At 67.4% G+C, this 24432-nt stretch carries 22 protein-coding genes; 7 read left to right on the forward strand and 15 right to left on the reverse strand.

Features of this window, described 5'->3' with window-relative positions; genetic code table 11:
* Positions 1-49 precede the first annotated feature (49 nt).
* From AC1RJ5_RS11440 to AC1RJ5_RS11465, 6 genes are all read right to left on the reverse strand, one after another.
* Positions 50-928, reverse strand: a complete 879-nt coding sequence (locus AC1RJ5_RS11440) for a rhamnogalacturonan acetylesterase (RefSeq protein ID WP_493113406.1) — start codon at positions 926-928, stop codon at positions 50-52.
* Between the two features lie 36 nt (positions 929-964).
* Positions 965-1717 (reverse strand): SDR family NAD(P)-dependent oxidoreductase, encoded by a 753-nt coding sequence (locus AC1RJ5_RS11445; RefSeq protein WP_269573780.1) that lies wholly within the window; start codon positions 1715-1717, stop codon positions 965-967.
* A complete protein-coding gene (locus AC1RJ5_RS11450; protein WP_342248861.1) occupies positions 1714-3006 on the reverse strand; it encodes an MFS transporter in 1293 nt (430 codons plus the stop codon). The genes AC1RJ5_RS11445 and AC1RJ5_RS11450 overlap by 4 nt, the downstream gene beginning before the upstream one ends.
* Before the next feature lie 4 nt (positions 3007-3010).
* A complete protein-coding gene (locus AC1RJ5_RS11455; RefSeq protein WP_493113407.1) occupies positions 3011-5206 on the reverse strand; it encodes an alginate lyase family protein in 2196 nt (731 codons plus the stop codon).
* Positions 5206-6585: a polysaccharide lyase 6 family protein gene (locus AC1RJ5_RS11460; protein ID WP_342248863.1), complete on the reverse strand. Its 1380-nt coding sequence runs from the start codon at positions 6583-6585 to the stop codon at positions 5206-5208. The genes AC1RJ5_RS11455 and AC1RJ5_RS11460 overlap by 1 nt, the downstream gene beginning before the upstream one ends.
* Positions 6586-6706: 121 nt before the next feature.
* A complete protein-coding gene (locus tag AC1RJ5_RS11465; RefSeq protein ID WP_493113408.1) occupies positions 6707-7237 on the reverse strand; it encodes a hypothetical protein in 531 nt (176 codons plus the stop codon).
* A 246-nt stretch (positions 7238-7483) separates the two neighbouring features.
* Here AC1RJ5_RS11465 and AC1RJ5_RS11470 point away from each other — a divergent pair, with 246 nt between their 5' ends.
* Both AC1RJ5_RS11470 and AC1RJ5_RS11475 read left to right on the forward strand, forming a co-directional pair.
* The gene (locus AC1RJ5_RS11470; RefSeq protein WP_493113409.1) at positions 7484-9607 is read left to right on the forward strand and encodes a TonB-dependent receptor; all 2124 of its coding nucleotides are present in this window, start codon (positions 7484-7486) and stop codon (positions 9605-9607) included.
* 55 nt (positions 9608-9662) lie between these two features.
* The gene (locus AC1RJ5_RS11475) at positions 9663-10358 is read left to right on the forward strand and encodes a phosphatase PAP2 family protein (protein ID WP_493113410.1); all 696 of its coding nucleotides are present in this window, start codon (positions 9663-9665) and stop codon (positions 10356-10358) included.
* Between the two features lie 4 nt (positions 10359-10362).
* On the opposite strand, the gene galE is transcribed toward AC1RJ5_RS11475, so the two are convergent.
* Positions 10363-11361 carry a UDP-glucose 4-epimerase GalE gene (gene galE, locus AC1RJ5_RS11480; RefSeq protein ID WP_269573773.1) on the reverse strand — a complete coding sequence of 333 codons (999 nt, stop codon included), beginning with the start codon at positions 11359-11361 and terminating at the stop codon, positions 10363-10365.
* 65 nt (positions 11362-11426) lie between these two features.
* On the opposite strand from galE, the gene msrA reads away from it, so the two are divergent.
* The gene (gene msrA / locus AC1RJ5_RS11485; protein ID WP_269573772.1) at positions 11427-11975 is read left to right on the forward strand and encodes a peptide-methionine (S)-S-oxide reductase MsrA; all 549 of its coding nucleotides are present in this window, start codon (positions 11427-11429) and stop codon (positions 11973-11975) included.
* 43 nt (positions 11976-12018) lie between these two features.
* Here the strand turns inward: msrA and aqpZ are convergent, their stop codons facing one another.
* The gene (gene aqpZ, locus AC1RJ5_RS11490) at positions 12019-12756 is read right to left on the reverse strand and encodes an aquaporin Z (RefSeq protein WP_269573771.1); all 738 of its coding nucleotides are present in this window, start codon (positions 12754-12756) and stop codon (positions 12019-12021) included.
* Positions 12757-12888: 132 nt separating this feature from the next.
* On the opposite strand from aqpZ, the gene AC1RJ5_RS11495 reads away from it, so the two are divergent.
* Positions 12889-13545 (forward strand): HAD-IA family hydrolase, encoded by a 657-nt coding sequence (locus AC1RJ5_RS11495; RefSeq protein WP_269573770.1) that lies wholly within the window; start codon positions 12889-12891, stop codon positions 13543-13545.
* A 213-nt stretch (positions 13546-13758) separates the two neighbouring features.
* On the opposite strand, the gene AC1RJ5_RS11500 is transcribed toward AC1RJ5_RS11495, so the two are convergent.
* Entirely contained in the window at positions 13759-14739 is a 981-nt protein-coding gene (locus AC1RJ5_RS11500) for an L-threonylcarbamoyladenylate synthase (RefSeq protein WP_493113411.1), read from the reverse strand.
* On the opposite strand from AC1RJ5_RS11500, the gene AC1RJ5_RS11505 reads away from it, so the two are divergent.
* Positions 14738-16429 carry an acyl-CoA dehydrogenase family protein gene (locus tag AC1RJ5_RS11505; protein ID WP_342248869.1) on the forward strand — a complete coding sequence of 564 codons (1692 nt, stop codon included), beginning with the start codon at positions 14738-14740 and terminating at the stop codon, positions 16427-16429. The two genes, AC1RJ5_RS11500 and AC1RJ5_RS11505, sit on opposite strands and share 2 nt — an antisense overlap.
* 87 nt (positions 16430-16516) lie before the next feature.
* Here the strand turns inward: AC1RJ5_RS11505 and AC1RJ5_RS11510 are convergent, their stop codons facing one another.
* Both AC1RJ5_RS11510 and AC1RJ5_RS11515 read right to left on the reverse strand, forming a co-directional pair.
* Positions 16517-16819 (reverse strand): hypothetical protein, encoded by a 303-nt coding sequence (locus tag AC1RJ5_RS11510; protein ID WP_342248870.1) that lies wholly within the window; start codon positions 16817-16819, stop codon positions 16517-16519.
* Positions 16820-16828: 9 nt separating this feature from the next.
* Entirely contained in the window at positions 16829-17872 is a 1044-nt protein-coding gene (locus AC1RJ5_RS11515) for a glycerophosphodiester phosphodiesterase (RefSeq protein ID WP_493114673.1), read from the reverse strand.
* A 97-nt stretch (positions 17873-17969) separates the two neighbouring features.
* Between AC1RJ5_RS11515 and AC1RJ5_RS11520 the strand changes: the two genes are divergently transcribed.
* Positions 17970-18881 (forward strand): XdhC family protein, encoded by a 912-nt coding sequence (locus tag AC1RJ5_RS11520; RefSeq protein ID WP_342248871.1) that lies wholly within the window; start codon positions 17970-17972, stop codon positions 18879-18881.
* Complete coding sequence (locus tag AC1RJ5_RS11525) at positions 18868-19515, forward strand: nucleotidyltransferase family protein (protein WP_269573765.1); 648 nt, start codon at positions 18868-18870, stop codon at positions 19513-19515. The genes AC1RJ5_RS11520 and AC1RJ5_RS11525 overlap by 14 nt, the downstream gene beginning before the upstream one ends.
* On the opposite strand, the gene AC1RJ5_RS11530 is transcribed toward AC1RJ5_RS11525, so the two are convergent.
* From AC1RJ5_RS11530 to AC1RJ5_RS11545, 4 genes are read right to left on the reverse strand one after another with little or no spacing between them, the layout of a single operon-like run.
* Positions 19484-20692 carry an ABC transporter permease gene (locus AC1RJ5_RS11530; RefSeq protein WP_269573764.1) on the reverse strand — a complete coding sequence of 403 codons (1209 nt, stop codon included), beginning with the start codon at positions 20690-20692 and terminating at the stop codon, positions 19484-19486. The genes AC1RJ5_RS11525 and AC1RJ5_RS11530 overlap by 32 nt on opposite strands.
* Positions 20692-21498: an ABC transporter ATP-binding protein gene (locus AC1RJ5_RS11535; protein WP_493113412.1), complete on the reverse strand. Its 807-nt coding sequence runs from the start codon at positions 21496-21498 to the stop codon at positions 20692-20694. The genes AC1RJ5_RS11530 and AC1RJ5_RS11535 overlap by 1 nt, the downstream gene beginning before the upstream one ends.
* Positions 21404-22834 carry an efflux RND transporter periplasmic adaptor subunit gene (locus AC1RJ5_RS11540; RefSeq protein WP_493113413.1) on the reverse strand — a complete coding sequence of 477 codons (1431 nt, stop codon included), beginning with the start codon at positions 22832-22834 and terminating at the stop codon, positions 21404-21406. Before AC1RJ5_RS11540 ends, AC1RJ5_RS11535 begins: the two co-directional genes overlap by 95 nt.
* A complete protein-coding gene (locus AC1RJ5_RS11545) occupies positions 22824-24308 on the reverse strand; it encodes an efflux transporter outer membrane subunit (protein ID WP_493113414.1) in 1485 nt (494 codons plus the stop codon). The genes AC1RJ5_RS11540 and AC1RJ5_RS11545 overlap by 11 nt, the downstream gene beginning before the upstream one ends.
* Positions 24309-24432: the final 124 nt, after the last annotated feature.

The following is a 24432-nucleotide window of genomic DNA, read 5'->3' on the forward strand; positions in this document are numbered from 1 at the left end:
AGGAGGCGCGGCCGAGGGAGTCGGACCGCGCCTCCAGGGACGGAGTGGGTCAGGGCAGCAGCTGGCTGCTCAATTCGGGAACCGCGATCGCCAGGTCGTAGGCGACGATCTTGGCGAAGGCCTTGGCGCCGGCTTCGCCGACATGGGTATAGTCGAACTTCTCGACGATCCGGCCGCGCGGGCCGGTCTTCGGAAGCGTCGACGTGGGCGGCGATTCCGGCGCGGGGCGCGGGCGCAGCGTGGTGCCGGCCTTGCCTGCCGCCACTTCCTCGGGAAGCGGCTCGGCCATCGCCAGCTTCATCGATTCGACTGCGCCGAGCTGCTCGACCGCCTTCGCACTGTCGCGGTTCAGCTCGATCACCGGCGCCTTCATCTCGACGCCGATCTTGCGCACCGCATCGGCCCAGGCGGCGAGCGTGTTGTTGAGCTTGCCGCCCCGGAATTCGCGGCGCGACAGCGGGGTTACCAGCACCGGCACCGCGCCGGCGGCGCGGACGTCGAGCACCATCTGCCTGAGGTTCGACTGGAAGTCGGTGTTGAGGTCGGTCCAGCGCTCGGCCTTGGTCGACTGGTCGTTATGGCCGAACTGGATCAGGACGTACTTCTTGGCATAGCCCGGAACCGCAGCCTCGCCGAGCGCGATCTTCCACGAACCCTCGGCCTGGTAGCTGCGGGTCGAGCGCCCGCCCCGGCCCATGTTGAGGCAGGCGATGTTCGACTTCACATGATAGGCGCAGAAGGCAGATGCCCAGCCGCTGCCCGGCGCCATAGTGGAGTCGCCGACCAGGATGATCTTGTAGGCGGAGATCGGCGGCGCATCGGTCCGCTTCTCGCGCTTCTCGAGCGCAGGCTGGGCCTCCGAAGTCTGGGCGAAGGCCGCCCCCGGAACCGCCAGCAACGCTGCCAGCGTGATCGCCATTTTCAGCATGTGTAACCCTCCCAGTTGCGGCCTTCTGTCCCTCGATCAGGAGAAGGCGAGGCCGCCGTTGATGTCCATGTTGACGCCCGTCAGGAACGACGAGTCGTTCGAGGCGAGGAAGACAACCGCCGACGCCACTTCGTCCGGATGGCCCTCGCGGCGCAGCGGCGTGTTGCCGGCCACCGCCTTGCGGCCCTCGGGCTTGGAGAAGGTGTCGTGGAAGCTGGTGCCGATCAGGCCCGGGCACAGCGCGTTGACGCGGATGCCCTGCGGACCCAGTTCCTTGGCGAGGCCGCGGGTGAAGGTCATCAGCGCGCCCTTGGCAGTCGCGTAGATCGACGCGCCCGGCCCGCCGCCGTCCCGCCCGGCGAGCGACGACAGGTTCACGATCGCGCTGCCCTCGCCCAGGTGCGGCAGCACCGCCTTGGTGACGAGGAAGGCGGACTTGAGGTTGAGCTCCATGACATGGTCGAAGAACGCCTCGTCCATGTCGGCCAGCGTCTTGCGGGCGACCATGCCGCCGGCCACGTTGACCAGCACGTCGACGCGCTCGCCGAACGCCGCGGTGGTCTCCTCGACCAGCTTCGCCACTTCGGCCGGCTTGGTCACATCGGCCTGGATCAGGATCGCGGTGCCCCCCGCGGCCTCGATCTCGGCGACGGTCGCCTTGGCGGCGGCTTCGTCGCTGCGATAGTTGACCGCGACCTTGGCGCCCTGCGCCGCGAGCTGCAGCGAGACCGACTTGCCGATGTCACGCCCGCCGCCGGTTACGATGGCGACCTTGTCCTTCAATTTCATGCTGGATTCCGTTCTGGGGAGGTAGTGCCCTCGGCGCGCGGAAGCCCGCGACCGAGGAGCAGGATGGAGAGGAGCGCGAGCGGGACGATCGCCGCGGCCAGCGCGAAGATCGGCGCATAGCCCTGGGTGGTCATCACCGGCACGAGCCAGGTGGTGATGAGCGTGCCGGCCACGGCGGCGGTGCCGCTGATCCCGGCGAGCGAGCCCACCGCGCCGCCGGCGAAATAGTCGCCCGGCATGGTCTGGATGTTGTTGATCGCCACCTGGAAGCCGAACAGGATCACCGCGATCAGCAGCACCGCGCTGAGCGGCGTCGAGGCCTGGGCGGTAAGCAGCAGCGCCGGCAGCATGATGACGCAGCCGATGGCGATGGCGAGCTTGCGCGCCGACAGCGCGCTCCAGCCCCGCGCGATCAGCACGCCGGAGAACCAGCCGCCGCCCAGGCTGCCGAGCATCGCGCCGACAAACGGCACCCAGCCGAACATGCCGATCTGCTTCACATCGAAGCCGAAGGTCTCGGCCAGGTAGATCGGCAGCCAGGAGACGAACAGCCACCAGACAGGATCGAGGAAGAAGCGGCTGAGCAGGATCGCCCAGCTCTGGCGGTAGCGCAGCAGCTCGAGCATGCCCGGTGCGGGTGCCTCGGCTTCGGGCGCGTCGTTGGCGGCGGGGCGCGCGTTGATATGGGCGCGCTCCTCGTCGCTCAGCCAGGGATGGCGATCGGGATCGGCGCGGTAGACGAACAGCCAGGGGATCAGCCAGACAAAGCCGAGCACGCCGACCAGCACGAAGGTCGCCCGCCACCCGAACGCCCCGTAGAGCGCGGCAACAGCAGGCGCGGCGATGATCGCGCCGATCGCGGCACCGGCATTGAAGATGCCCTGCGCGAAGGCGCGCTCCTGCGGCGGGAACCACAGTGCATTGGCCTTGACCGCGCCCGGCCAGTTGCCCGCCTCGGCCACACCCAAAGTGACGCGCAGGCCGATCAGCATGCCCAGCGAGCGGACGAGTGCGTGTGCGCCGATCGACAGCGACCAGACCGCGATCGCGATGACGAAGCCGATGCGCGTGCCGATCCGGTCGAGCAGCTTGCCGAACAGCGACTGGCCGAACGCATAGGCGACCATGAACATGGTCACGAGCAGTGCATAATCCGCCTTGTCCGCGCCAATGTCCTTAGACACCGCCGGCCACATCACGGCGAGCGCGTTGCGATCGATATAGTTGATGACGGTGACCAGCCCGATCAGGCCGATCACGAGCCAGCGAAGCCCTTTGACCCTGGTCATCGGCTCAGTTTCCCTTGCCCGCATCGAAGCGCGCAAAATGGCCCTTCCAGTCGAGCTTCCTGCCATCGACCGTCGCCGAGTGCGCCGCATTGGCATCGGCCGAGAAGGCGATGGCGAGCGTGATTGCGCGGCCATCGGCGAGCTTGATCGTCACCACATCGGCATCACCGGTGCGGACATGGGTAAAGCCCTTCACCCGGCTGTTGCTCGCGGTCGTCTTCTCCTCGCCGGCGTCGTAATTGCCGTGCGGCTCGAGCAGGTTGACGAACTGGGCGTTGGTCGCCCCGGTCACGCGCTCGATCAGCAGCGGCTCGCGGCGCAGGTTGAAGCGCGGATCGTTGGCGCCGCTCTCGCCCAGGATCACGCTGGTGCCCGCCGGCGCGAGCATCCGGTAGGTGTAGAAACGGTTGTCGTTGATCCAGGTGACCGCGCCATTCTCGGCAGTCGGCGTACCCGTCGCATCGACCCAGATGTGCTGGTAACCCGCCGCCTTGCCGAGCACCGGCCGCTCGGCGGTGTTCGACTGGAGCGGGAAACCGATCGCGGTGATCTGCCCGGCATAGTGCAGCGGCAAGTCATAGGTGGCGGGCTTGTCGCCGGTCACGTCGAGCAGGTCGACGATCATCGGGCTCTCGACGCCGTCCACCGGCAGCTGGATCAGCGTGCGGCGATAGCGGACGCCGGGATAGGCGCCGACCATCTCGGCGGTGCTGACCGTCGCCTGCGGGGTACTCGCCCAGAAGAGCTGCTTGGGCGCGAGCTTGTCGCCCACCTTCCACTTGCCGCCGAAATTGCTGGTCTCGTTCACGACCAGCGTATTGTGGGCGACGGTCTGCTTCGCCCAGCTCTCATTTTCCTTGAGGTAGCGCCCGCCGTCCTTGCTCTCGACATTGAGGAAGCGCGCCGCGCCGTAATCGGTCACGATGGCGTGGCCGTTGTCGTAGAGAATCCAGTTCAGCTTGTCGAAATGGCCATGGCCCATGCCCATCGCGGCATTCTTGGCGACCAGTACCTGGTCCTTGTCGCTCGGCCCCGAGCGCATGATCGCCAGGCCGCCCATATCGCCCTTGGGTCCGTCGCTCAGGAACTGCGAGGCGAAGGGGAAAGGCCTGGCCTTGCCGGCCGCGAGATCGCGCGCGACCATCAGCCCGTCGGGCGTCAGCACAGTGCGGCCCTGCCACTGCGCGATCGACAGCAGCGCCGGATCCTTGGTCACTTCATAGCCGATCGCCACCGACTGATAGAGCTCGTCGGTCTTCAGGCTCTTGTCGGGCATCGCATCGTTGAACGGGAAGAAGAAGCCGTCATAGGTCGTCTGGATCGAGGTCCGGATCGCCTTCAGGAGCACGCCGCCGCGATGCTCGAAGATCTTCTGCTCGGGCTGGTTCGCCTGAATGAAGCGGGCGAACAGCACGAAGGGCAGCATCGCATAGCGCTGATAATAGGGCCCTTCGACATAATAGCCGTCGGGCGAGAACAGTTGGTCGATCTGCGCCAGGAAGCCGAACTTGCCGTCACGGCGCAGGCCCTTCAGCGCCACTTCGACAAAGTCCTTGTCGCGCAACGTATAGCCGATCATCCCGACCGCAGCGCAGGCCCAGGTCGCATGGTTGTGGATCTGGTCGAACTCCTCGGCCTGGCCGGCCGACAGGAAGGTCGCCATCGGGCGGAAGACCTTGTCGTCGATCGTCGCGCGATCGGCGGCGCTCAGGCTGTCGCGGATCGCGTCATAGCCCTGCACCGCATAGACCGCCCAGACGGCGTCGTTGAGGCTCTGCCAGAAGAGCCGGCCCGGCCGCTGGTCGCTCGCCGCGGGATGGTTGCCGAGCGTCGGATAGAGCCTGGCATATTCGAGCAGCTCGGCCTTGGCGAAATCGGCATAGCGCTGGTCGCCGGTGATGCGGAACAACAGCCCGGCGCCATAGATCGCCGTGTAGTTCCGCTTGTGCTGCTCATGCGTGTAGCCGCCACCCGGATCCTTGGGCTGGGGCACGATCACGCCGGCCTTGATCGCCTTGTCGACTTCGCGGCGGACGCGCTTCAGTTCGGCGTTGAACAGAGGATAGGCCGTGGCTTCCTTGGCCGTGGCCGCCATCTCCGATGCGCGGAACAGCGTGGGCTGGGTGCCGGGCGCGGTCTGCGCCAGAGCGGGCGTGGCGAGCAGGGCGGAACCGGCTAGGAGAAAAGCGAAACGAGTCATCAATTGCTTCCCGGAAGCGGCGAGGCCGCAGGCTTGACGTACCAGGAGACACCCGTCTCCTCGCGCGTGATGGGCTTGAGCGTGCGATCGGCACCGAGCTTGGCCAGCGCCGGATCGCTCGGATAGAGCAGGCCGTTGGCGGCGCGCTTGAGCGTCACCTGGCGGCGGTCGATCTGGATCGGCAAGGCAGCGGGTCCCGGCACGGACAGGACATTGCCGGTGAATGTGATCCCGGCGATGTCCGCCTTGGCGACAAAGGGATCGCCGCGCTTCGCGTTGACGAAGAGGTTGGCCACGAAGCGCGTCGAGACCGGCGGCAGCGACAGTTCGGCGTCCGCGCCATTGCCCAAAGTCACCGTCGCCGCTTCGATCAGGCTGTTCCGCTCGATCAATGCATCCTGCACCTGCTCGTAGCGGTTGATCGGCGAGTTTGGCACGCCGTTCATCAGCGAGAGCGCGCTGTACGACCCGTCGCCGGCCAGACCCTCGAGATAGTTGTTCCGCACCACCTGGCGCCGGTTGATCACGCGGATACCGCCGGTGCGCTTCACGCCATTGCCGAAGAAGACATTGTCCTCGATCCGGTTGCCATGGCCGTGGCGCATCACAAAGGCGCCCTGGCTCTCGACCACGACATTGCGGCGCAGGATGTTCGCGCCCGACTTGATCGAGACGATCTCGACCTCGCCGTTGCAGCGCTCGAAGAAATTGTCCTCGACGATCGTGAAGGAATCGCTCTGCGATTGCTGGCTGGTGCCAATGCGAATCGTCTCGCCGCCATTTTCCCCCAGGGGAGGCCGCGGGCCGAAGTAATTATGGTCGATCCGGTGGTGGTTTTCGCTTGGGCCATAGGCGGCGCGGACCACCACGAGCATCGCCCCGCCATGGACCTTGCCGGCGAAGTGCGAGTGATCGACGCGGTTGTTGCTGCCGTAGAGCGAGACCCAGTGATCGGTCTTGGCCTGTGTCGGCGCGCCATAGCCGTCGACGACGATCCCAGTCAGGCGCGAATTCTCGGCCCAGCGTTTGGTATCGAAGCGAAAGGCGATCAGATCCTCATCGGTGCCGCGCCCGTCCCTGAACACCAGGTTGGAGACGACCAGCCAGTTGCCCGCCATGCGCAGGCTCGAGGCACCGGTCAGGACAACCTTGCCCGGCGTCTCAGCGGTAAGCGTGATCGGCCTGGCCTCGCTGCCCTGGCCCGAGAAGCGCACCGCAAAGTCGCGCCACTCGCCATTGGCGAGGATGATCCGATCGCCCGGCGACAGCGCCTTCGCGGCCGCTCCATATTCCTGCTGATTATGGACAAGGGTGTCGCGCGCCGCCGCCGGACCGGCAGCCACCGCAAGCATCCCCATCGACAGCGCCCAGAGTCGCAACGAGTCCTCCCCACCGGCTCTTTTGGCCGATGTGGATGCCTACCAGTCGCATGAATTACGTGCAAGCCAATTTGAATACCAATTCACTGGACCAGAATTGGTAGAGTGGTTCTATACCAGATCAGCCTCGCGCGCTGCCTCCGAACAGCGGTGCCAGCGTCACCGCCACCGCGCCGACCAGGATCGCCGACACCATCGGATCGAGTTCGTCGGCCAGCCAGAAATAGCCGGCAACGCCCGCCACGCCGGCCAGTCCAACCGCCGCCAGCAGCGAAGCGGCGCGCACCAATGCGCCGGCGCGGCGCGGCCAGCCGTCGATGACGTGCCGTACGCGATCGAGCATCACGGCGCTGAGCCCCGCGGCTTCCGCCCGTGCGATCTCACCCGAATCGAGCGCCGCGCCGTCGAGACGATAGAGAATGGCGAAGCGCCGCAGCGCCTCCAGCCGGGCATTGGCGAGGCCGGATACCCGGCGCGAACCGAACAGCATGGCAGCGATCCGCTCGATCCGACTCGGCCCACGCAGCGAGACGCGACCATCGGCCTGAGAAAGCTGGAGCGTGCGTAGCTCGAGCGAGGTAAGCGCGGCTTCGGCCGAGACGGTGCCGGCGAGCCCTTCGAGCAGCCCCGCCCTGGTATCGAGATACGCCATGATGTCCTCCTTTTTGCAGCCGGGCATCTAGGCGCGTCGAACGCCGTTGATTAGCCGTGCGCGTGGCATCGCAAGGTTTCCGCAACTGCACCGATCCGCAGCGATGACGTTGCGGTTGTCCCGCTTCCGCATCTCGCCCGGCCGAAACAACCGGATATCCGAAAGTATGACTAAACAGGGCTTGATACCTTATATCATCACGGCTACCGCAGCGCAGCAAGTTCCATGGTTCGGGAAGATTCGTTGATGTTGTTGCGTCCGCTGTTGCTCGCCTCCGCCGCCCTGCTCGCGCTTCCCGCGCACGCCGAAGAGACTCCGGCCAACGGCAACACCGCCCCGGCAACCAGCAGCACCGAATCCAAGGCGCCGGCCACCAGCGACCAGGATCATGACCAGCCCGGCGCGCAGATCGTCGTCACCGGCACCCGCGCCCGCAACACCGCGGACGTACTCGGCGGCACCGCAGTGCTCGCCAAGGAAGAGCTGACCCGCGACCTGCGCCCGACGATCGGCGACACGCTGGCCAACCAGCCCGGCGTCTCGGCTACGTCCTTCGGTCCCAATGCCTCGCGCCCGGTGCTGCGCGGCTTCATCGGTGCCCGCGCCCCGCTGCTCACCGACGGCATCGGCAGCATCGACGTGTCCAACACCTCGGCCGATCATGCGCCGATCATCAACCCGCTCACCGCCGACCGCATCGAAGTGCTGCGCGGCCCGACCGCGCTGATCTTCGGCCCCTCGGCGATCGGCGGCGTGGTCAACGTCATCGACAGCCGCATCCCGCGCCACATGCCCGAGGAAGTGGTCCATTTCGACGGCATCGCCAGCTATGGCAGCGCCGCCGATGAGCGCTCGGTCTCGGGCACGGCGGATGTGCCGGTGACGAGCAAGATCGTCCTCCACGCCGATGGCAGCTTCTCGCAGACCGGCGACCAGCGCACCGGCGGCTATGTCCTCAGCCGCGAGCTGCGTGCCCAGGCGGCCGCGAGCGCCGATCCCGAAATCCAGGAACTGGCCGACCTCAAGGGCAAGGTACCCAACACCGCCGGCAAGACTTGGGACGTCGCCGGCGGCGCCGCGATCATCGACGGCAACAACAATCTCGGCTTCTCGGTCAGCCATTTCGACACGCTCTACGGCGTGCCCGTCCGCTATTCGCTCGATCCATCGGTCGAGGCCGAGCAGGTGCGCCTCCACGCCCAGCAGACCCGCGTCGACGTGCGCGGCGAGGTCAATATCGGCGACGGCTTCTTCAAGCAGCTCCGCACCCGCTGGGCCGCAGCCGACTACAAGCATAGCGAGATCGCGGAAGACGGCGCCGTCGGCACCACCTTCTACAACCAGGGCTATGAGGGCCGGCTCGAGATGGTCCAGTCGGGCCGCGGCGGCTGGGACGGCCTGATCGGCGGCCAGTTCTCGCTGCGCGACATGCACGTCGTCGGCGACGAGAAGTTCCTGCCCAAGAACTCGGCGCAGCAGTTCGGCCTGTTCACGCTCCAGTCGCTCGATCTCGGCGCGTTCAAGGCTGAGGCGGCGGCGCGCTTCGAGCACAACAATGTCAGCGCCCAGGCCGATGCCGACATCGGCAACCCGGCGTATAACCGCAACTTCAACAGCTTCTCCGCCTCGCTCGGCGCCAGCTATGCGGTGGCCGACGGCATGCGCTTCGGCGTCAACGTCTCACGCGCCGAGCGTGCGCCGACCCCGGAAGAGCTGTTCGCCAACGGCCCGCACGCCGGCACCCAGGCGTTCGAGATCGGCAACCCGAATTTCGGCACCGAGAAGAGCTGGGGCGTGGAAGCCACGTTCAAGGGCTCGGGCGACGGCTTCGCCTTCTCGACCGCAGCCTATTACAACTGGTTCAAGGGCTATATCTACGACTCGCCGACCGGCGCGACCCAGGATGGCCTGCCCGTCTTCCAGTACAACCAGGCCGATGCCCGCTATTACGGCTTCGAGGCCGAGGGCTCGCTCCGCCTGGCGACGGTGAAGGACTTCACGATCAACGCCACCGCGCTGGCCGATTACGTCCATGCCGAGATCGTCGGCACCGGCCCCGCCCCGCGCATCCCGCCGCTGCGCATCAATGGCGGGCTGGAAGCGACCTCAGACGCCTTCACCCTCCGCGGCGAAGTCGAGCATGTCTTCGACCAGACCCGTATCTCGGCCTTCGAGACGCCGACGAACGGCTTCACCTTCGTCAACGCCTCGGTCTCGTGGAAGCCCTGGGGCGCCGGCTCGAACACCAGCCTGCAGCTCTCGGCGAACAACATCTTCGACGTCGAGGCCCGCCGCGCCGCCAGCGTGCTCAAGGACTATGCCCCGCTTCCTGGCCGCGACATCCGCGTGACCGCGCGCATCCAGATCTGACCTTGCACCAATCCTCCCCCTCCCTTTGCGGGGGAGGATTGGATAGGGTCGACCGATGCACGCCGCTCCCGAAGCCCCGCCAGCCTCCCGCCGCCTGCCCTGGCCGATCCTCGCCGGCGCCGGGCTCGCGCTTTTCCTCCTCGCCCTGCTATGGTTCGGCCACGAACTTGCCGAGGGCGACGGCGCGACCATCGACCGTGCGGTCATGCTGGCGATGCGCGTCCCCGGCCATCCGCTCCAGCCGATCGGCCCCGCCTGGCTCCCCTCCGCGGTGCGCGACGTGACGGCGCTCGGCAGCACCACCGTGCTGAGCTTCATCGTGCTGGTCGCTGCGATCTTCCTCGGGCTCGCCGGGCGCCTGCGCACCGCCCTGCTCGTGGTCGGCGCTTCGCTGCTCGGCTCGATCGCAGTCGAGACGATCCGCGGCTTCGTCGCCCGCCCCCGGCCGCAGCTGACCGGCCAGCTGATGGAAGTGAACTCGGCCAGCTTCCCCAGCGGCCATGCCGCGATCAGCGCGATCGTCTATCTGACGCTCGCCACCCTGCTCTTCCCGGTGCTGCCCGACCGCCGCATCCGCGCCTTCGTGCTGATCGTCGCGCTGGCGCTTACCACCTCGGTCGGCCTCAGCCGCCTCTATCTCGGCGTTCACTGGCCGAGCGACGTCCTCGCCGGCTGGGCGTTCGGCGGGGTCTGGGCAATGCTCTGGTGGCGGATCGAGCTGGAACTGCTCGGCCGCGGAAAGCGGCGCTGAACCGTCAGCCCTGGCGCTCGGCGAGCTTGCGTTCCCAGGCAAGCGCGTCCTTGACGATCCCTTCCAGGTCGTCGTGCTTCGGCCGCCACGGCAGCGCCGCCAGGATCGCGCTGTTGTCGGCAACCAGCGCATCGGGATCGCCCGCACGCCGCCCCTCGAGCTTGCGCTCGATCGTCAGGTTGGTCACCCGATCCACCGCGTCGAGCACCTGCAGCACCGAGAAGCCGCGGCCATAGCCGGCGTTCATCGTGTGGTTCTCGGTCGGCTTCGCGATCAGCAGATCGAGCGCGTCGACATGCGCGGCGGCGAGATCGCTGACATGGATATAGTCACGCACGCCGGTGCCGTCGGGCGTGTCGAAATCAGTGCCGAACACCGAGACATGGCTGCGCTTGCCGGTCGCCGCCTCGGCCGCGATCTTGATCAGGTGGGTCGCACCCGCGGTCGACTGGCCGGAGCGACCCTGCGGATCGGCGCCGGCGACGTTGAAGTAGCGCAGCGCCGCATAGTTGATCGGATGGGCGGCGGCGACGTCCTTGAGCATGATCTCGGTCATCAGCTTGGACATGCCGTACGGGTTGATCGGCTGCTTCGGGCTGTCCTCGCGCACCGGCACGACTTCGGGGATGCCATAGGTCGCCGCGGTCGAGGAGAAGATGAAGTGCTTCACGCCCTCTGCCACCGCGCTCTCGATCAGCGAGCGGCTGGCGGCGGTGTTGTTGCGGTAATATTTGAGCGGGTCGGTCACGCTCTCCGGCACCACCACCGAGCCCGCGAAGTGCATGATCGCGATCACGCCGTGCTCCCGGATCGCGGCGCGGACCTTGTCGTCATCGGCGATGTTGGCGACCACCAGCTTGGCGCGCGGATCGACGGCCCAGTCGAACCCGGTGACCAGGTTGTCGACCACCACGACCTTCCAGCCCGCATCGAGCAGCGCCAGCACCGCATGGCTGCCGATATAGCCCGCCCCGCCCGTAACCAGCACCGTGCCTTCGCGCATACCAAACTCCGCATTGTTCTTCGCGCGTCCAATCCTATCTTTGCGCCGATAGCAAGGAGTTCGCGATGAGCATTGAAACCGCTACGCTGGCCGGAGGGTGCTTCTGGTGCACCGAGGCCGTGTTCAACGATGTGATCGGCGTCCAGTCGGTCGAAAGCGGCTATATCGGGGGCACCAAGGAAAACCCGACCTACAAGGAAGTCTGCTCGGGCACGACCGGCCATGCCGAGGCGATCCGGGTGAGCTTCGATACCGACCAGATCTCGTATGGCGAGATCCTCGACATCTTCCTGGCCACCCACGATCCCACCCAGCTCAACCGCCAGGGCAACGATATCGGCACCCAGTATCGCTCGGCGATCTTCCCGCATTCGGCGGAGCAGGAGCGCGAGGCGTTGGATGCGATCGACCGCGCCCGGCCGGACTGGCCCGCGCCGATCGTCACGGCGATCGAGCCGCTGGGCGAATGGTGGTCGGCCGAGGATTACCACCAGGAATATTGGCAGGGCGAAGGCCAGCGTAACCCATACTGCCTGGCGGTGATCCCGCCCAAGCTGCGCAAGCTCCGCAAGAGCTTCGCGGCGCGCAGCAAGGAAGGCGCGACGGCAGCCTGACCCGGACAATCCTCCCCCGGCATCGCCGGGGGAGGATCCTGGCCTATTCCGCGCCTCCCGGCAGCGCCGCGCCCTCGATCGGCGGACGCTTGCCCGCTTCGGCACCGAGCGCCTTGTAGACGAAGCCGCCGAGCAGCCCGCCGACGATCGGCGCAATCCAGAACCAGAGCAGTTGCTGGAGCGCGATGCCGCCCTCGAGCAGCGCCGGCCCCGTCGAGCGCGCCGGGTTGACCGAGGTGTTGGTCACGGGGATCGAGATCAGGTGGATGAGCGTCAGCGCCAGGCCGATCGCGATCGGCGCGAACCCGGCCGGCGCGCGGCTGTCGGTCGAGCCCATGATCACCATCAGGAACATGAAGGTCAGCACGACCTCGATGACCATTCCTGCCTGGAACGAGAAATGGCCGGGCGAATGTTCGCCGAAGCCATTGGAGGCGAGGCCGCCCGCATAGCCCGGCGCGCCGCTGGCGACGTACCAGAGCAGCCCCGCGCCGATCACCGCGCCGATCACTTGCGCGATCACATAGAGGGGGATGTCCCTGGCCGGAAAGCGTCCGCCGGCCCACAGGCCGAAGGTCACCGCCGGGTTGAGATGGCAGCCCGAGATATGGCCGATCGAATAGGCCATGGTGAGCACGGTCAGGCCGAAGGCGAGGCTGACGCCTGCCAGCCCGATGCCGACCTCGGGAAATGCCGCGGCCAGCACCGCGCTGCCGCATCCACCGAAGACGAGCCAGAAAGTGCCGATGAGTTCGGCGAGACCACGTTGCACATTGCTCATGCTGTTGCCCTCCTGCTGTGTACGGTCTCCCCAGCCCCAGACCTGCACGGATTTGTAGGTCTGTGCGACGGAAAAGCAAAGCCGGGCGGATGGCGGTTGCGGCGCTGCGGCGGCTGTGGTGAGGAGAAGCCGATGAGTCTCCCCAGTCGCAGCTTCGCCGCCTTCCTGTTCGACATGGACGGGACGCTCGTGAACTCCATGGCGGTGGTCGATCGCGTCTGGCGCGCCTGGGCGGCCCGCCACGGCGTCGAGACCGATCCGTTGATGGCAGCACTCCACGGTGTGCGCGCGATCGAGACGATCCGCCGCTTCGCGCCCGCCGGCGTGGATGCCGAGGCCGAGACCGAAGCGCTGACCCAGGCCGAGATCGACGATATCGAGGGGCTGGCCGAAGTGGGCGGCGCGGCGGCCTTCCTGGCGCGGATCCCCGCCGGGCGCTGGGCACTGGTCACCTCGGCCCCGCGCGCGCTCGCGCTGCGCCGGCTGGAAGCCGCCGGCATTCCCCGGCCCGAGGTCGTCATCACCGCCGAGGATGTCGCGCACGGCAAGCCGGCGCCCGATTGCTTCCTGCTCGGGGCCGAGCGGCTTGGTGTCGAAATCGCCGATTGCCTGGTCTGGGAAGACAGCCTGGCCGGTCTGGCCGCCGCCGATGCCGCGGGGGCTGCCGCGGTGGTGATCACCGAGACGCATCACGAGGTGATGGACACGCCGCACCCGCCACGAGTCGATTATCGCGGCCTCGACGTCGAGATCGATATGCATGGCTGGCTGAAGCTGGTCGCACGCTAGTCCGCGGCGGGCGCCATGCTTGCAATGTAGGATTTCGCCTGCTCCATACTGGTGGATGCAAGCCGGCGCCTTTTCCTCTCTGGCACACCCTCGCCGCACGCCGCCGCCCCGGGGTCCGAAAACCATCCCCCGTAGCGTAGCATATGCTTCGTAAACTTCCGTGCGCTTCAGGGGGCCGGTATCGGCCTGGGCCTGGTGCTGGCAAAGCCTCGCCTAGAAGGCGGCGCGGCGCAGGCGGTCGTTGATCGCCAGGCCGATGCCGCTGGCGGGGATCGGCGCCACGGCGATGGCGAGCGCGTCGCTCGCATCGGCGCGGTGGAGCGCGTCGAACAGGTTCGCGGCGGCTTCGGTGAGGTCACCGGTCGCGGAGAGAGTCTCGGTGCCGTGGATCGGGCCGAAGCCGATGAGGTACTCGCCGTTCTTCGCCTCGGTCGCGTGGAGGCGTACCGGCTTGGACGGGGCATAGTGGCTGTCGAGCTGGCCCGGCGCGATGATGCCTTCACCGTTCCCCGGCGAAAGCCGGGGCCCAGGGGCACCGGGGAACAACTCCGCCTGGGTCAGCGGCCCGGGCCGCAGGATCTGATTGCCCATCACGATCGTCGATTCCACCCCCGCCGGGGTCGCACCATCGTCGATCACCAGCGGGATGCGCCCGGCGAGGCTCTTCGCGACATGCTCGGCGCGGGTCGGGCTGATCGAGCCGCTGGCATTGGCCGAGGGCGCTGCGAGCGGCTTGCCCGACGCTTCGAGCAGCGCCTGCATCGCGCGATGGCGCGGCACCCGGATCGCGATCGTGTCGAGCCCGGCCGTGACCAGCGATGCGATCCCGGCGTCGGGGCGTACCGGCAACACCAGGGTCAGCGGCCCCGGCCAGAAGCGCGTCGCCAGGTCTCGCGCCTGCGGATCGAACACCGCGATACGCTCCGCGGCGGCGAGGTCCGGCACATGGACGATCAGCGGATTGAAGCTCGGCCGCCCCTTGGCCGCATAGATGCCCGCGACCGCGCGCGACTCGGTGGCGTCGGCGGCCAGGCCATAGACCGTCTCGGTCGGCACCGCGACGCATTCTCCGGCGCGAATCAGTGCCGCCGCCTCGGCGATCGCGGCCGTGCCGTAGGGTAAGATTCGCGGATTTGTCGGGCTCACTTTTCGCGAGCTATACGGCGCGAAACCAGACCACAAGAGAGGCCCCATGTTCACGCCAGCCACCGCCGATCAGCGCTTCGTGCTCGAGACCATCGTCCGACTGGGCGAGATCAGCGAGGAAGCCGCCGAAATGACCGATGCGGTGCTGGAGGGCGCGGGCCAGTTCGCCGCCGGCGAATGGGCGCCGCTCGAGCGGCTCGGCGACACCGACGGGCCGAAATGGACGCCCGAGGGCGTGAAGATGCCGGCCGGCTTCGCGGCGGCCTACCAGGCCTATGTCGAGGGCGGCTGGGGCACGATCGGTTCGCCGGCCGAGCATGGCGGCCAGGGGCTGCCGGTCAGCCTGTCGATCGCGGTTCTGGAGACGTTGGGCACCGCGAACATGGGCTTCGCGCTCGCCCCGATCCTGACGGTCGGCGCGGTCGAGGCGCTGATGCATCACGGCACGCCCGAGCAGCAGGCGCTCTACCTGCCGCATCTGTCGACCGGCACCTGGACGGGCACGATGAACCTGACCGAGCCGCAAGCGGGCAGCGATGTCGGCGCACTCAAGACCCGCGCCGAGCCGGTCGGCGACGGGACCTTCCGGATCAAGGGCACCAAGATCTTCATCAGCTTCGGCGACCACGACATGGCGGAGAACATCATCCATCTCGTGCTGGCCCGCACGCCGGGCGCCCCGGCCGGGACCAAGGGCATCTCGCTGTTCCTGGTGCCCAAATACCGCCTCAACGCGGACGGCACCCCGGGCGACTTCAACGACGTCCGCACTGTCTCGATCGAGCATAAGATGGGGCTGCATGCCTCGCCGACCTGCGTGCTCTCGTTCGGCGACAATGACGATTGCATCGGCGAGCTGGTCGGCCCCGAGCTGGGCGGCATCCGCGCGATGTTCACGATGATGAACAATGCGCGCCTCAATGTCGGCCTGCAGGGCGTGCAGGTCGCCGAGCGCGCCACCCAGCGCGCGGTCGCCTATGCCCGCGAGCGCGTGCAGGGCTATCGCGGCGGCGAACAGGTCGCGATCGTCGAGCATCCCGATGTCCGCCGCATGCTGTTGCGCATGAAGGCGCAGACCCAGGCGGCACGGGCTTTGGTCTACTATGCCTTCGGCCAGCTCGATCGCGCCCGTGCCGGCGATGCCGAGGCGGAGAAGCGTGTCGAGCTGCTCACCCCGCTCGCCAAGGCGCACGGCACCGATCTCGGCAACGAAGTCGCCAGCCTGGGCGTCCAGGTCCACGGCGGCATGGGCTATATCGAGGAGACCGGCGCGGCCCAGCATTTCCGCGACGCCCGGATCACACCGATCTACGAAGGCACCAACGGCATCCAGGCCGCCGATCTGGTCGGCCGCAAGCTGAGCATGGACAATGGCGGCACGCTGCTCGGCCTGATCGGGCAGATGCGCGGAGACGCCGAGGATACCGGCCTCGTCAACCTGATCGACGCCTGCGAGCAGGTCGCGCGCAACCTGCTGTCAAGCGAGGCGGATGACCGGCTGGCGGCGAGCTATCCGTTCCTGACGATGCTCTCAACCGCCGTGTGCGGCTGGCTGATGGAAGCGAGCGGGCGCGCGGCGGCGCGCAGCGAGGGCGATCCGGCGTTCCTCAAGATGAAGCAGGCGGCTTCGCGCTTCTATGTCGCGCAGATCGTGCCCGAGGCGCTGGGCCTGATGCCGGCGGCGATGGCCAAGGCGGAAATGCTCTACGCGATCGATGCCGAGGGCTTCGCCGCGTAGAGCTTCCCCCTTTTGAAGGGGCCAGCATAACAAAAGCCGGCGGGATGCCCGCCGGCTTTTACCGCCGAAACGGCTGGAATTACGCGATTAGTTGTAGCGGTTGCCGCCCGGATCGGCGCGGAAGCCATTGTCGGCGCCGCCACCCTGGCAGCGCTGGTCCTCGGGGTGCTTCTTGCAGAGCTTGCGCAGCTCCTTGCCTTCGCGCGCTTCCTTCTCGCGCATCTTGCGGCCGTAGTTGCGGTCGGCCTCGTCCTGGCTGGTCGTCGCCCAGTCGGCCGCCTGCGCACCGGCGCGGACCGGCATGGTGGCGACATCGACCACGGTCTTGGCGATGCAGCCGCCGCTCAGCAGCGGCAAGGCAATGATGATCGGCAGCAGAAACTTGCGCATAGAAAACCCTTATCCCCCCTTGTGCGCCCCCGCCGCAGCGTCGCGCGCCTCAACCCCAATATAGGGGAAATCGGTGAAGAAACCGTCCACGCCAAGCCCGATGAAATACAGGATCTCTTCTTTCAGGCGACCATGATCGGCCGGATTTGCGCCGGAACGGTAGCTGGGCAGGAGGAAGAAGTTCTCCGCCCGGAATGTCCAGGGATGGAGCTTGAGCCCCGCGGCATGCGCGTCGGCGATCAGCGTGGTCGCCGGGCCCGTGGCCGGCTGGATCATCGTAAGCTCCGGTCCGATGCCATAGGCATAAGCGGCAACTGCCTTGAGCCCCTCGGGCGTGATCATGGCCTTGTAGCTCGGCTGCGCGCCGTCCGCCGGCGCGCCCGCACCCGCCATCAGCTGGATCAGGCGGACCCTGGTCATCGCCTTGAGCTTCTTGAGGTTGTTCACCTCGAACGACTGGATGAACACCGGCGCATCGGCGCGGTCCCAGCCCGCCGCCTTGAGCTTCTCGACCAGCCGCTGCTCGAGCGGCAGCCCGATCGAAGCGAAATAGCTGGGGTGCTTGGTCTCGGGGTAGATGCCGATCGTCCGGCCGGTCTCCTTCGACGCCTTCTTGGCCAGCGCGATGACCTCGTCGAGCGTGGGCACTTCGGCCTGGCCATCGAACTTCGTGTTGTCCGGACGCAGCTTGGGCAGGCGCTCCTTGGCGCGCAGCGTCTTCAGCTCGGCGAGGGTGAAGTCCTCGGTGAACCAGCCGGTCATCGTCTCGCCGTCGATCATCTTGGTCGCCTTGCGATCCGCGAACTCGGGATGGCTGGCGACGTCGGTGGTCTCGGTGATGTTGTTCTCGTGCCGGGCGACGAGCACGCCGTCCTTGGTCGGCACTAGGTCCGGCTCGATGAAATCCGCGCCCTGCTCGATCGCGCGCCGGTAAGAAAGCAGAGTGTGCTCGGGGCGCTCGCCCGAGGCGCCGCGATGCGCGATGACGATAGGCTTGTCGGTCTTCCCGTGCATGGCGTGATCCTGCCCCAGCGCGGCGCCCGGCACCACCATCATCAGCGACAAAGCGGCAATCAGCGATCTCGTCACGAAACTCTCCACTCGTTACGGGGTTGGGCCTAGGCTGCGGATGTGACGGTTACGAGGCGATATGGCGGATAATGACAGCGTGCTCGCGGCGGCACGCGCCTGGAGGGGCGAAAGGCTGGCGCTGGCCACCGTCGTATCGACCTGGGGGTCGGCACCGCGCCCGCGCGGCAGCCATATGCTCGTCCATGCGGACGGGCGGTTCGAGGGCTCCGTCTCTGGCGGCTGTGTCGAGACCGATATCCTGCAGGCCGCCGCCGAGGTGATCGCGGGGTCGCCCCCGGTGGTGAAGACCTATGGCGTCGCCGATCCTGCCGCCTGGGAAGTCGGGCTACCCTGTGGTGGCCAGATCTCGGTGCTGGTGCAGGCGGTCTCCGAGGCCGGCTTTCCCCCTGCCCTGTTCGACGCGATCGATGCGGCGCGGAGCCGGGGCGAGACGCTGGACGTCGGCACGGACCTGGCCAGCGGACTTTCGGCCGAGGGGCCGGGGGCGTTCGTCAACCGCTATGATCCGCCGCGCCGGCTGCTGATCGTCGGGGCGGTGCAGATCGCCCAGACGCTTGCCGGCCTTGCCCGCGAACTGGGCATCTCGACGACGGTCATCGATCCGCGCGGGAGATTTTTGACCGCTGAACGGTTTCCCGGGGTGATGCTCGACGACCGCTGGCCAGACGAAGCCGTGACCGCGCTGCAGCCGGATCCGGCCACCGCGGTGGTGACGCTCAGCCATGATCCCAAGATCGACGATGCCGCGCTCATCGCGGCCCTCCGTGCACCTACCGGCTACGTCGCGGCGCTCGGCTCGCGCCGCAGTCAGGCCGCGCGGCTGGAACGGCTTGCCGCGGCAGGAATTGCCCCCACCGATCTCGACCGTATCGAGGGGCCCGCCGGCCTCGACATCGGCGCGATCGGCCCGGCCGAGATCGCCCTTTCGATTGCCGCCGCCATGGTGAGGAGATTCCATGCTCAAGCCTGACCAGGTCGCCCTGATCCTGCTCGCCGCCGGCCGTTCGCGTCGCTTCAACGATGGCGACAAGCTCGCCGAGCCGTTCCTCGACAAGCCGCTGGCCTATCATGTCGTCACCGCGCTGGAGCGGGTGAACTTCTGCGCGCGGATCGCGGTGGTTTCGGACACCGAGCTCGACTTCGCCGCACTTGGCTATGACGTGGTCGAGAATCCCGATCCCTCGCTCGGCCAGGCGCGCTCGCTTTGCCTGGGGGTAGCGCGGGCGAAGGCGCTGGGCGCCGAGGCGGTGCTGGTGGCGCTTGCCGACATGCCGCGCGTCACCGCCGCGCATATCCGCCGGATGATGGACGCCGCCGACGGGCCCGCGACGATCGTCGCCTCGTCCGACGGTACCCAGCCAATGCCCCCAGCGCTGTTCGGCAAGGACATGTTCGATACGCTGCTCAAGCTCGAAGGCGACCAGGGCGCCCGCGACCTGATCCGGCGCGGCCGCCACGTGATCGCGCCGCCGGCCGAACTGGTCGACATCGACACGCAGGAAGACTTGCGCGAGCTGCGCGAACTCTACGGGCTGCGCACCGATGGGCTGCCCGAGCTCCCGCCCGCGCTCGTCATTCGTGACGAAGCGCGTCGATCGGATTGAGGCTTGCCGCGCGCCGTGCCGGGAAATAGCCGAACACCACGCCGATGATCGCCGAGATCGCGAAGGCGATCACGTTGATCTGCACGTCGAACAGGAAGGGCAGCGAGCCCAGCCACGACATCAGTGCGACGGCAAATTGCGCGATCAGCAGGCCGATCACGCCGCCCAGCATCGACAGCACCACCGCCTCGACCAGGAACTGCATCAGCACCTCGCTCGCCACCGCGCCGATGGCCAGACGGATGCCGATCTCGCGCGTACGCTCGGTGACCGACACCAGCATGATGTTCATGATGCCGATGCCGCCGACGATCAGGCTGATCATCGCCACGGCGGCGACGATCTGGGTGAGCAGCGTGGTTGTGCCGGTCAGCGTCTGGCTGATCTGGGCGGTATCGAAAATGTTGAAATCGTCCTGCTTGCCGCCGGTGATGTTGCGCCGTTCACGCAGCAGATCGGTGATCGAGGACTGGATCTGCGCGCTGTCATAGGCCGGATCGGTGCCGACCAGCATGAGCCGGATATCGGTGCTGCCGGTGAAGCGGCGCTGGACCTGCTTGATCGGCATGATCACGACATCGTCCTGATCGCCGCCGAACCCGGCCTGTCCCTTGGTTTTGAGCACGCCGATCACGTCGCAGGAGATACCGTTTACGCGGATGCGCGAGCCGGTTGCGGCGCCACCGCGGAAGAGGTTGGTCTGGATCGTGGTGCCGATGATGCACACGGCCTTTCCGGCCTGCTCCTCCGCCCGGGTCCAGGTGCGCCCTTCGATCAGTGGCCAGGGCGATACTTCGAAATAGCCATTGGTGGTGCCGTTGACCGTCGTCGACCAGTTGGCACCGTTGTAGATCACCGTCGCGGTGGTCTGCGCTTGGGGCGCGACCGCAGTGACGCCGGCGACCTGGTCGCGTATCGCCGTGACGTCGGCCGGCTTGAAATCGGGTGGGCGCGGGCCGCCGCCGCCGCGGCCGAAACCCTGGCCGGGACGGATCTGAAGGATGTTGGTGCCGAGCGCAGAGATCTGCTGCTGCACCGCCGCCGTCGTCGCCTTGCCCAGCGTCACCATGGTGACCACCGCGGCGACGCCGATGATGATGCCGAGCGCCGTCAGGATCGAGCGCAGCTTGTGGCGCAGGATCGATCGGATCGCGAGGACGAAGGTCGTGCCGAACATTATTCCGCCACCGCCTGACCTGCATGGTGATTGCTGTCGATCCGCTCGACCAGCCCGTCCTTGAAATGGACGATCGTGTGCGCGAACGCCGCCATGTCCGGCTCGTGCGTGACCATCAGCACGGTGATGCCGCTGGTCTTGTTGAGGTCGGTGAGCAGTTGCATGATCTCCACCGAACGCTCAGAATCGAGGTTGCCGGTCGGCTCGTCGGCGAGCAGCACGTCCGGGTTGGTAACGATCGCGCGGGCGATCGCGACGCGCTGCTGCTGGCCGCCGGAGAGCTCGGCGGGGGTATGGTCCCACCAGTCCTTCAGCCCGACCTTGTCCAGCGCCGCCATCGCCATCTCGCGGCGCTGCGCCTTGGGATCACCGCGATAGAGCAACGGCAGCTCGACATTCTCAAGCGCCGAAGTGCGCGCAAGCAGGTTGAAGCCCTGGAACACGAAGCCGAGATATTTCCGCCGCAACAGCGCGCGCTGGTCACGCTCCAGCTTCTCGACATGCACGCCCTTGAACAGGAACTCGCCCGCGGTCGGCACGTCGAGGCATCCCAGGATGTTCATCGTGGTCGACTTGCCGGAGCCCGAAGGCCCCATCACCGCGATGAAGTCTCCGGCGTTGATGTCGAGATCCACGCCCTTCAGCGCCTGGAATGCCGTCGGCCCCTCGCCAAAGGTCTTCACGATCCCGCGCAGCCGGATCAGCGGCGCATCACTGTCCGCCACGCTGGCCTCCGGCACCCGAACCGCCCTGGCCGCCGCCCTGACGACGCTGCCCGCCCGAGCGGCGCGTGGCTGAGGCGCCATTGGCGAGCTGGCCGGTGATCACCTTGTCGCCGGGCTTGAGATTGCCGCCGGTGATCTCGGTGACGGTCCCGTCGGTGCTGCCCGTGGTCACATCCACCGCCTGCGGCTTGCCGTCGGCGCCGAGGATGTAGACGGTCTTCTGGCCGCCACGATCGCTGCCCGTCGCGGTCTTCTGCTGGCCGCTATTGCCGCGTCGCGGACGGCTGGGAACCAGCGCGCCGGCAATGCCGCTGTTGGAACCGCCACTGCCCGCGCCCTGCCCTGCCGCGGTGGGCGTGAAGCGCAGCGCCGCATTGGGGACCAGCAGGACATTCTGGCGCGCCATGGTCACGATATCCGCCGTCGCCGTCATGCCTGGGCGCAGCTGCTCATCCGCATTGGAGACCGAAAGATCGGCGGCATAGGACACGACCTGGTTCGCGGTCGTGCTGGTGCTGGTCGAAGACGAGGAGCTGGCGTCCTGGACCGACAGGTTGGAGCCGACCTCCACCCGCGTGATCTTCGCCGGGAAGGTCTTGCCCGGGAAGGCATCGACCGTGAAGCTGGCGAGCTGCCCCTCGCGAACCTGGCCGACATCGGCCTCGTCGATCGCGACTTCCAGCTTCATCTGCGACAGGTCCTGCGCGATCACGAACAGGGTCGGCGTGTTGAACGAGGCGGCGACGGTCTGGCCCGGATCGACCTGGCGCGCGAGGATCACGCCGGTGACGGGGGAGCGGATGATCGCCCGGGTTCGCTGGGTCTGCGCCGAGGAAAGCTGCGCGCGTGCCGAGGTGACGTTGGCATTGGCGGCATTGAGGTTGGCAAGTGCGCGATTGCGGTCGCCGATCGCGCTGTCCATTTCGGTCTTGGCCGGCACCTTGCCGCCCGAGAGCCGGCTGACTTCCTGATAGCGCGCCAGGGTGGCGTTGCTCTGCTGCAGCGTCGCCTTGGCCTGGCCGACCGCGGCGATGTTCGCCGCCAGCGTCGCCTCGGCCTGCTTGACCTGGTCGTCGAACTGCGAGGGGTCGATCAGCGCCAACGGCTGGCCGGCGGTTACGCGGTCGTTCACGTCCGCCAGCACCTTGATGACCTGGCCCGAAAGCTGCGAGCCGACGGTCACCTGGTTGGTCGGCGCCAGCTTGCCGGTGGCCGAGACCGTGACGGTCAGGTTGCCGCGCGCGACATCGTCGGTCGCGTATTTCACTTCTTCCTTGCCGCCGAGGAAATGCCAGAGCAGCAGCACAACGAGCAGCGCGCCAAGGCCGATCAGCCCCCATTTGAGCCAGCGCCGCCACCACGGGCGCGGGGGCGTGCCGAGAAAGGCGTCGAGATTCTGGTGGGGATCAGTTGCCATTCGTCGTGCCGCCTGTCGTGGAAGTCGTGGAGACGCTGGGGGTGGTGCTGGCATCCCAGCCTCCACCCAGCGCCTGATAGAGCTGGATCAGCGCAGTCGATTCATCCGACCGGGCCGAGACCAGGCCGTTCTTCGCCGAGATCAGCGAGGACTCGGCCTGGTTTAGCGTGGTGAAATCGGTGAGGCCCGAGCGATACTGCATGCGGGCAAGCAGCGCCTGGTTGTTCGCCGCATCGAGCGCGACGGCGAATTCCTGCTCGCGGCGCTGCGCCGTCTGCATCGCGACAATCGCGTTCTCGATATCCTCGAGGCTGGTCAGCACGGTCGACTTGTAGGCGAGGAAGGCGCCGTCCGCCGCCGCCTCTGCCGAACGTACCTGGCTGCGCCGCGTGCCGCCGTCGAAGATGGTCTGGGCGATGTTGCCGAACAACCGCCCGGTGATCACATCGAACAGCGAGGACAGCGCGCTGCTGCCCGAATCGATGCTGCCGCCGATCGACAGCGAAGGATAGAGCTGGGCGGTGGCGACGCCGATATTGGCGCTGGCCGCGGCGAGGTTGCGCTCGGCCGCGCGGACATCGGGACGCTGGCGCAGCGTGTCCGCGGGAATGCCGGCCGCGACTTCCGCCGGCCCCTTGGGGATCGGCTTCACCGCTTCCATCTCGGCCTTGAGCGCGCCGGGTGCCTGGCCGGTGAGCACGCCGAGCCGCGATACCGCGCTGTTGTAGCTTGCCTCCAGCGTCGGGATCGTCGCGGCGAGCTGCGCGCGGCTGGCGCGCGCCTGTTCCTGGTCGACCGAGGAGACGAGACCGGCCTGGACGCGCCAGCCGGCGATCTCGAGATTGTCGTCCGCGATGCCCAGGCTATCGCGGGCATTGGCGATCTGCGCCTGCGCCACCCGGGCGAGCACATAGTTGCGCGCCGTCTCGGCCTCGACCGAGATCAGCACCGTCGCATAGTCGAACCCGCTCGCTTCATAGGCGGCCCGCGCATTCTCGACGCCGCGGCGTACCCCGCCGAACAGGTCGACCTGATAATTGGCATCGCCGCCGATCGTGTAGCTGGTGCTGCCGCCCTGCGAGATGCTGGTGACGGTACCGTCCGGCAGGGTGGTCGTCCGCGTGCCGCCGCGCAGCGACTCGCTGTGCGAGACCCCGCCAGAGGCGCTGATACTGGGCAAGAGGTTCGCGCGCTGCTGAACGAGCCCTTCGCGGGCCTGGCGCAGCCGGACGACCGCTTGCGCGACATCCAGGTTGGCGGCCTGGGCGCGCTGGACGAGGCTGCCGAGCATCGGATCGTCGAAGCGCGTCCACCACTGGCTGAGGTCTTCCCGCGCCTTTTGCTCGGCGGAGACCGACCAGGCATCGGGAACGCCAAGCTCGGACGCCGCGCGCGGATGATAGTCCGGGCCCACCGCACAGGCGGCAAGCGGCAGGGCGAGCAACAGGCTCAGGGTCAGCGGACGGTTTGCCATGGCACTCTAGATGTTTCCGAAGCCGTTTCGGTTCCAGAAGAATATTGTCGCAATATGTCGCGGGTCATGCCGGATCATGCGCGGAATGGAGATTCTGCGCTTGGCGTGGCGCCTTCGCTTCGGC

Source organism: Sphingomonas sp. GW822-FHT03G08 (genome assembly GCF_058801135.1).

Bases quoted from the DNA above. Each gene is read 5' to 3' on its own strand.
- AC1RJ5_RS11525 (WP_269573765.1), top strand. From the start codon at position 18,868: ATGCTCAAGCCTGACCAGGTCGCCCTGATCCTGCTCGCCGCCGGCCGT.
- AC1RJ5_RS11510 (WP_342248870.1), bottom strand. From the start codon at position 16,819: ATGCGCAAGTTTCTGCTGCCGATCATCATTGCCTTGCCGCTGCTGAGC.
- AC1RJ5_RS11535 (WP_493113412.1), bottom strand. From the start codon at position 21,498: ATGGCGCCTCAGCCACGCGCCGCTCGGGCGGGCAGCGTCGTCAGGGCG.
- AC1RJ5_RS11495 (WP_269573770.1), top strand. From the start codon at position 12,889: ATGAGTCTCCCCAGTCGCAGCTTCGCCGCCTTCCTGTTCGACATGGAC.
- aqpZ (WP_269573771.1), bottom strand. From the start codon at position 12,756: ATGAGCAATGTGCAACGTGGTCTCGCCGAACTCATCGGCACTTTCTGG.
- AC1RJ5_RS11440 (WP_493113406.1), bottom strand. From the start codon at position 928: ATGCTGAAAATGGCGATCACGCTGGCAGCGTTGCTGGCGGTTCCGGGG.
- msrA (WP_269573772.1), top strand. From the start codon at position 11,427: ATGAGCATTGAAACCGCTACGCTGGCCGGAGGGTGCTTCTGGTGCACC.
- AC1RJ5_RS11475 (WP_493113410.1), top strand. From the start codon at position 9,663: ATGCACGCCGCTCCCGAAGCCCCGCCAGCCTCCCGCCGCCTGCCCTGG.
- AC1RJ5_RS11545 (WP_493113414.1), bottom strand. From the start codon at position 24,308: ATGGCAAACCGTCCGCTGACCCTGAGCCTGTTGCTCGCCCTGCCGCTT.
- AC1RJ5_RS11505 (WP_342248869.1), top strand. From the start codon at position 14,738: ATGTTCACGCCAGCCACCGCCGATCAGCGCTTCGTGCTCGAGACCATC.
- AC1RJ5_RS11470 (WP_493113409.1), top strand. From the start codon at position 7,484: ATGTTGTTGCGTCCGCTGTTGCTCGCCTCCGCCGCCCTGCTCGCGCTT.
- galE (WP_269573773.1), bottom strand. From the start codon at position 11,361: ATGCGCGAAGGCACGGTGCTGGTTACGGGCGGGGCGGGCTATATCGGC.
- AC1RJ5_RS11455 (WP_493113407.1), bottom strand. From the start codon at position 5,206: ATGACTCGTTTCGCTTTTCTCCTAGCCGGTTCCGCCCTGCTCGCCACG.
- AC1RJ5_RS11540 (WP_493113413.1), bottom strand. From the start codon at position 22,834: ATGGCAACTGATCCCCACCAGAATCTCGACGCCTTTCTCGGCACGCCC.
- AC1RJ5_RS11445 (WP_269573780.1), bottom strand. From the start codon at position 1,717: ATGAAATTGAAGGACAAGGTCGCCATCGTAACCGGCGGCGGGCGTGAC.
- AC1RJ5_RS11465 (WP_493113408.1), bottom strand. From the start codon at position 7,237: ATGGCGTATCTCGATACCAGGGCGGGGCTGCTCGAAGGGCTCGCCGGC.
- AC1RJ5_RS11500 (WP_493113411.1), bottom strand. From the start codon at position 14,739: ATGGGGCCTCTCTTGTGGTCTGGTTTCGCGCCGTATAGCTCGCGAAAA.
- AC1RJ5_RS11520 (WP_342248871.1), top strand. From the start codon at position 17,970: ATGGCGGATAATGACAGCGTGCTCGCGGCGGCACGCGCCTGGAGGGGC.
- AC1RJ5_RS11530 (WP_269573764.1), bottom strand. From the start codon at position 20,692: ATGTTCGGCACGACCTTCGTCCTCGCGATCCGATCGATCCTGCGCCAC.
- AC1RJ5_RS11515 (WP_493114673.1), bottom strand. From the start codon at position 17,872: ATGGTGGTGCCGGGCGCCGCGCTGGGGCAGGATCACGCCATGCACGGG.
- AC1RJ5_RS11450 (WP_342248861.1), bottom strand. From the start codon at position 3,006: ATGACCAGGGTCAAAGGGCTTCGCTGGCTCGTGATCGGCCTGATCGGG.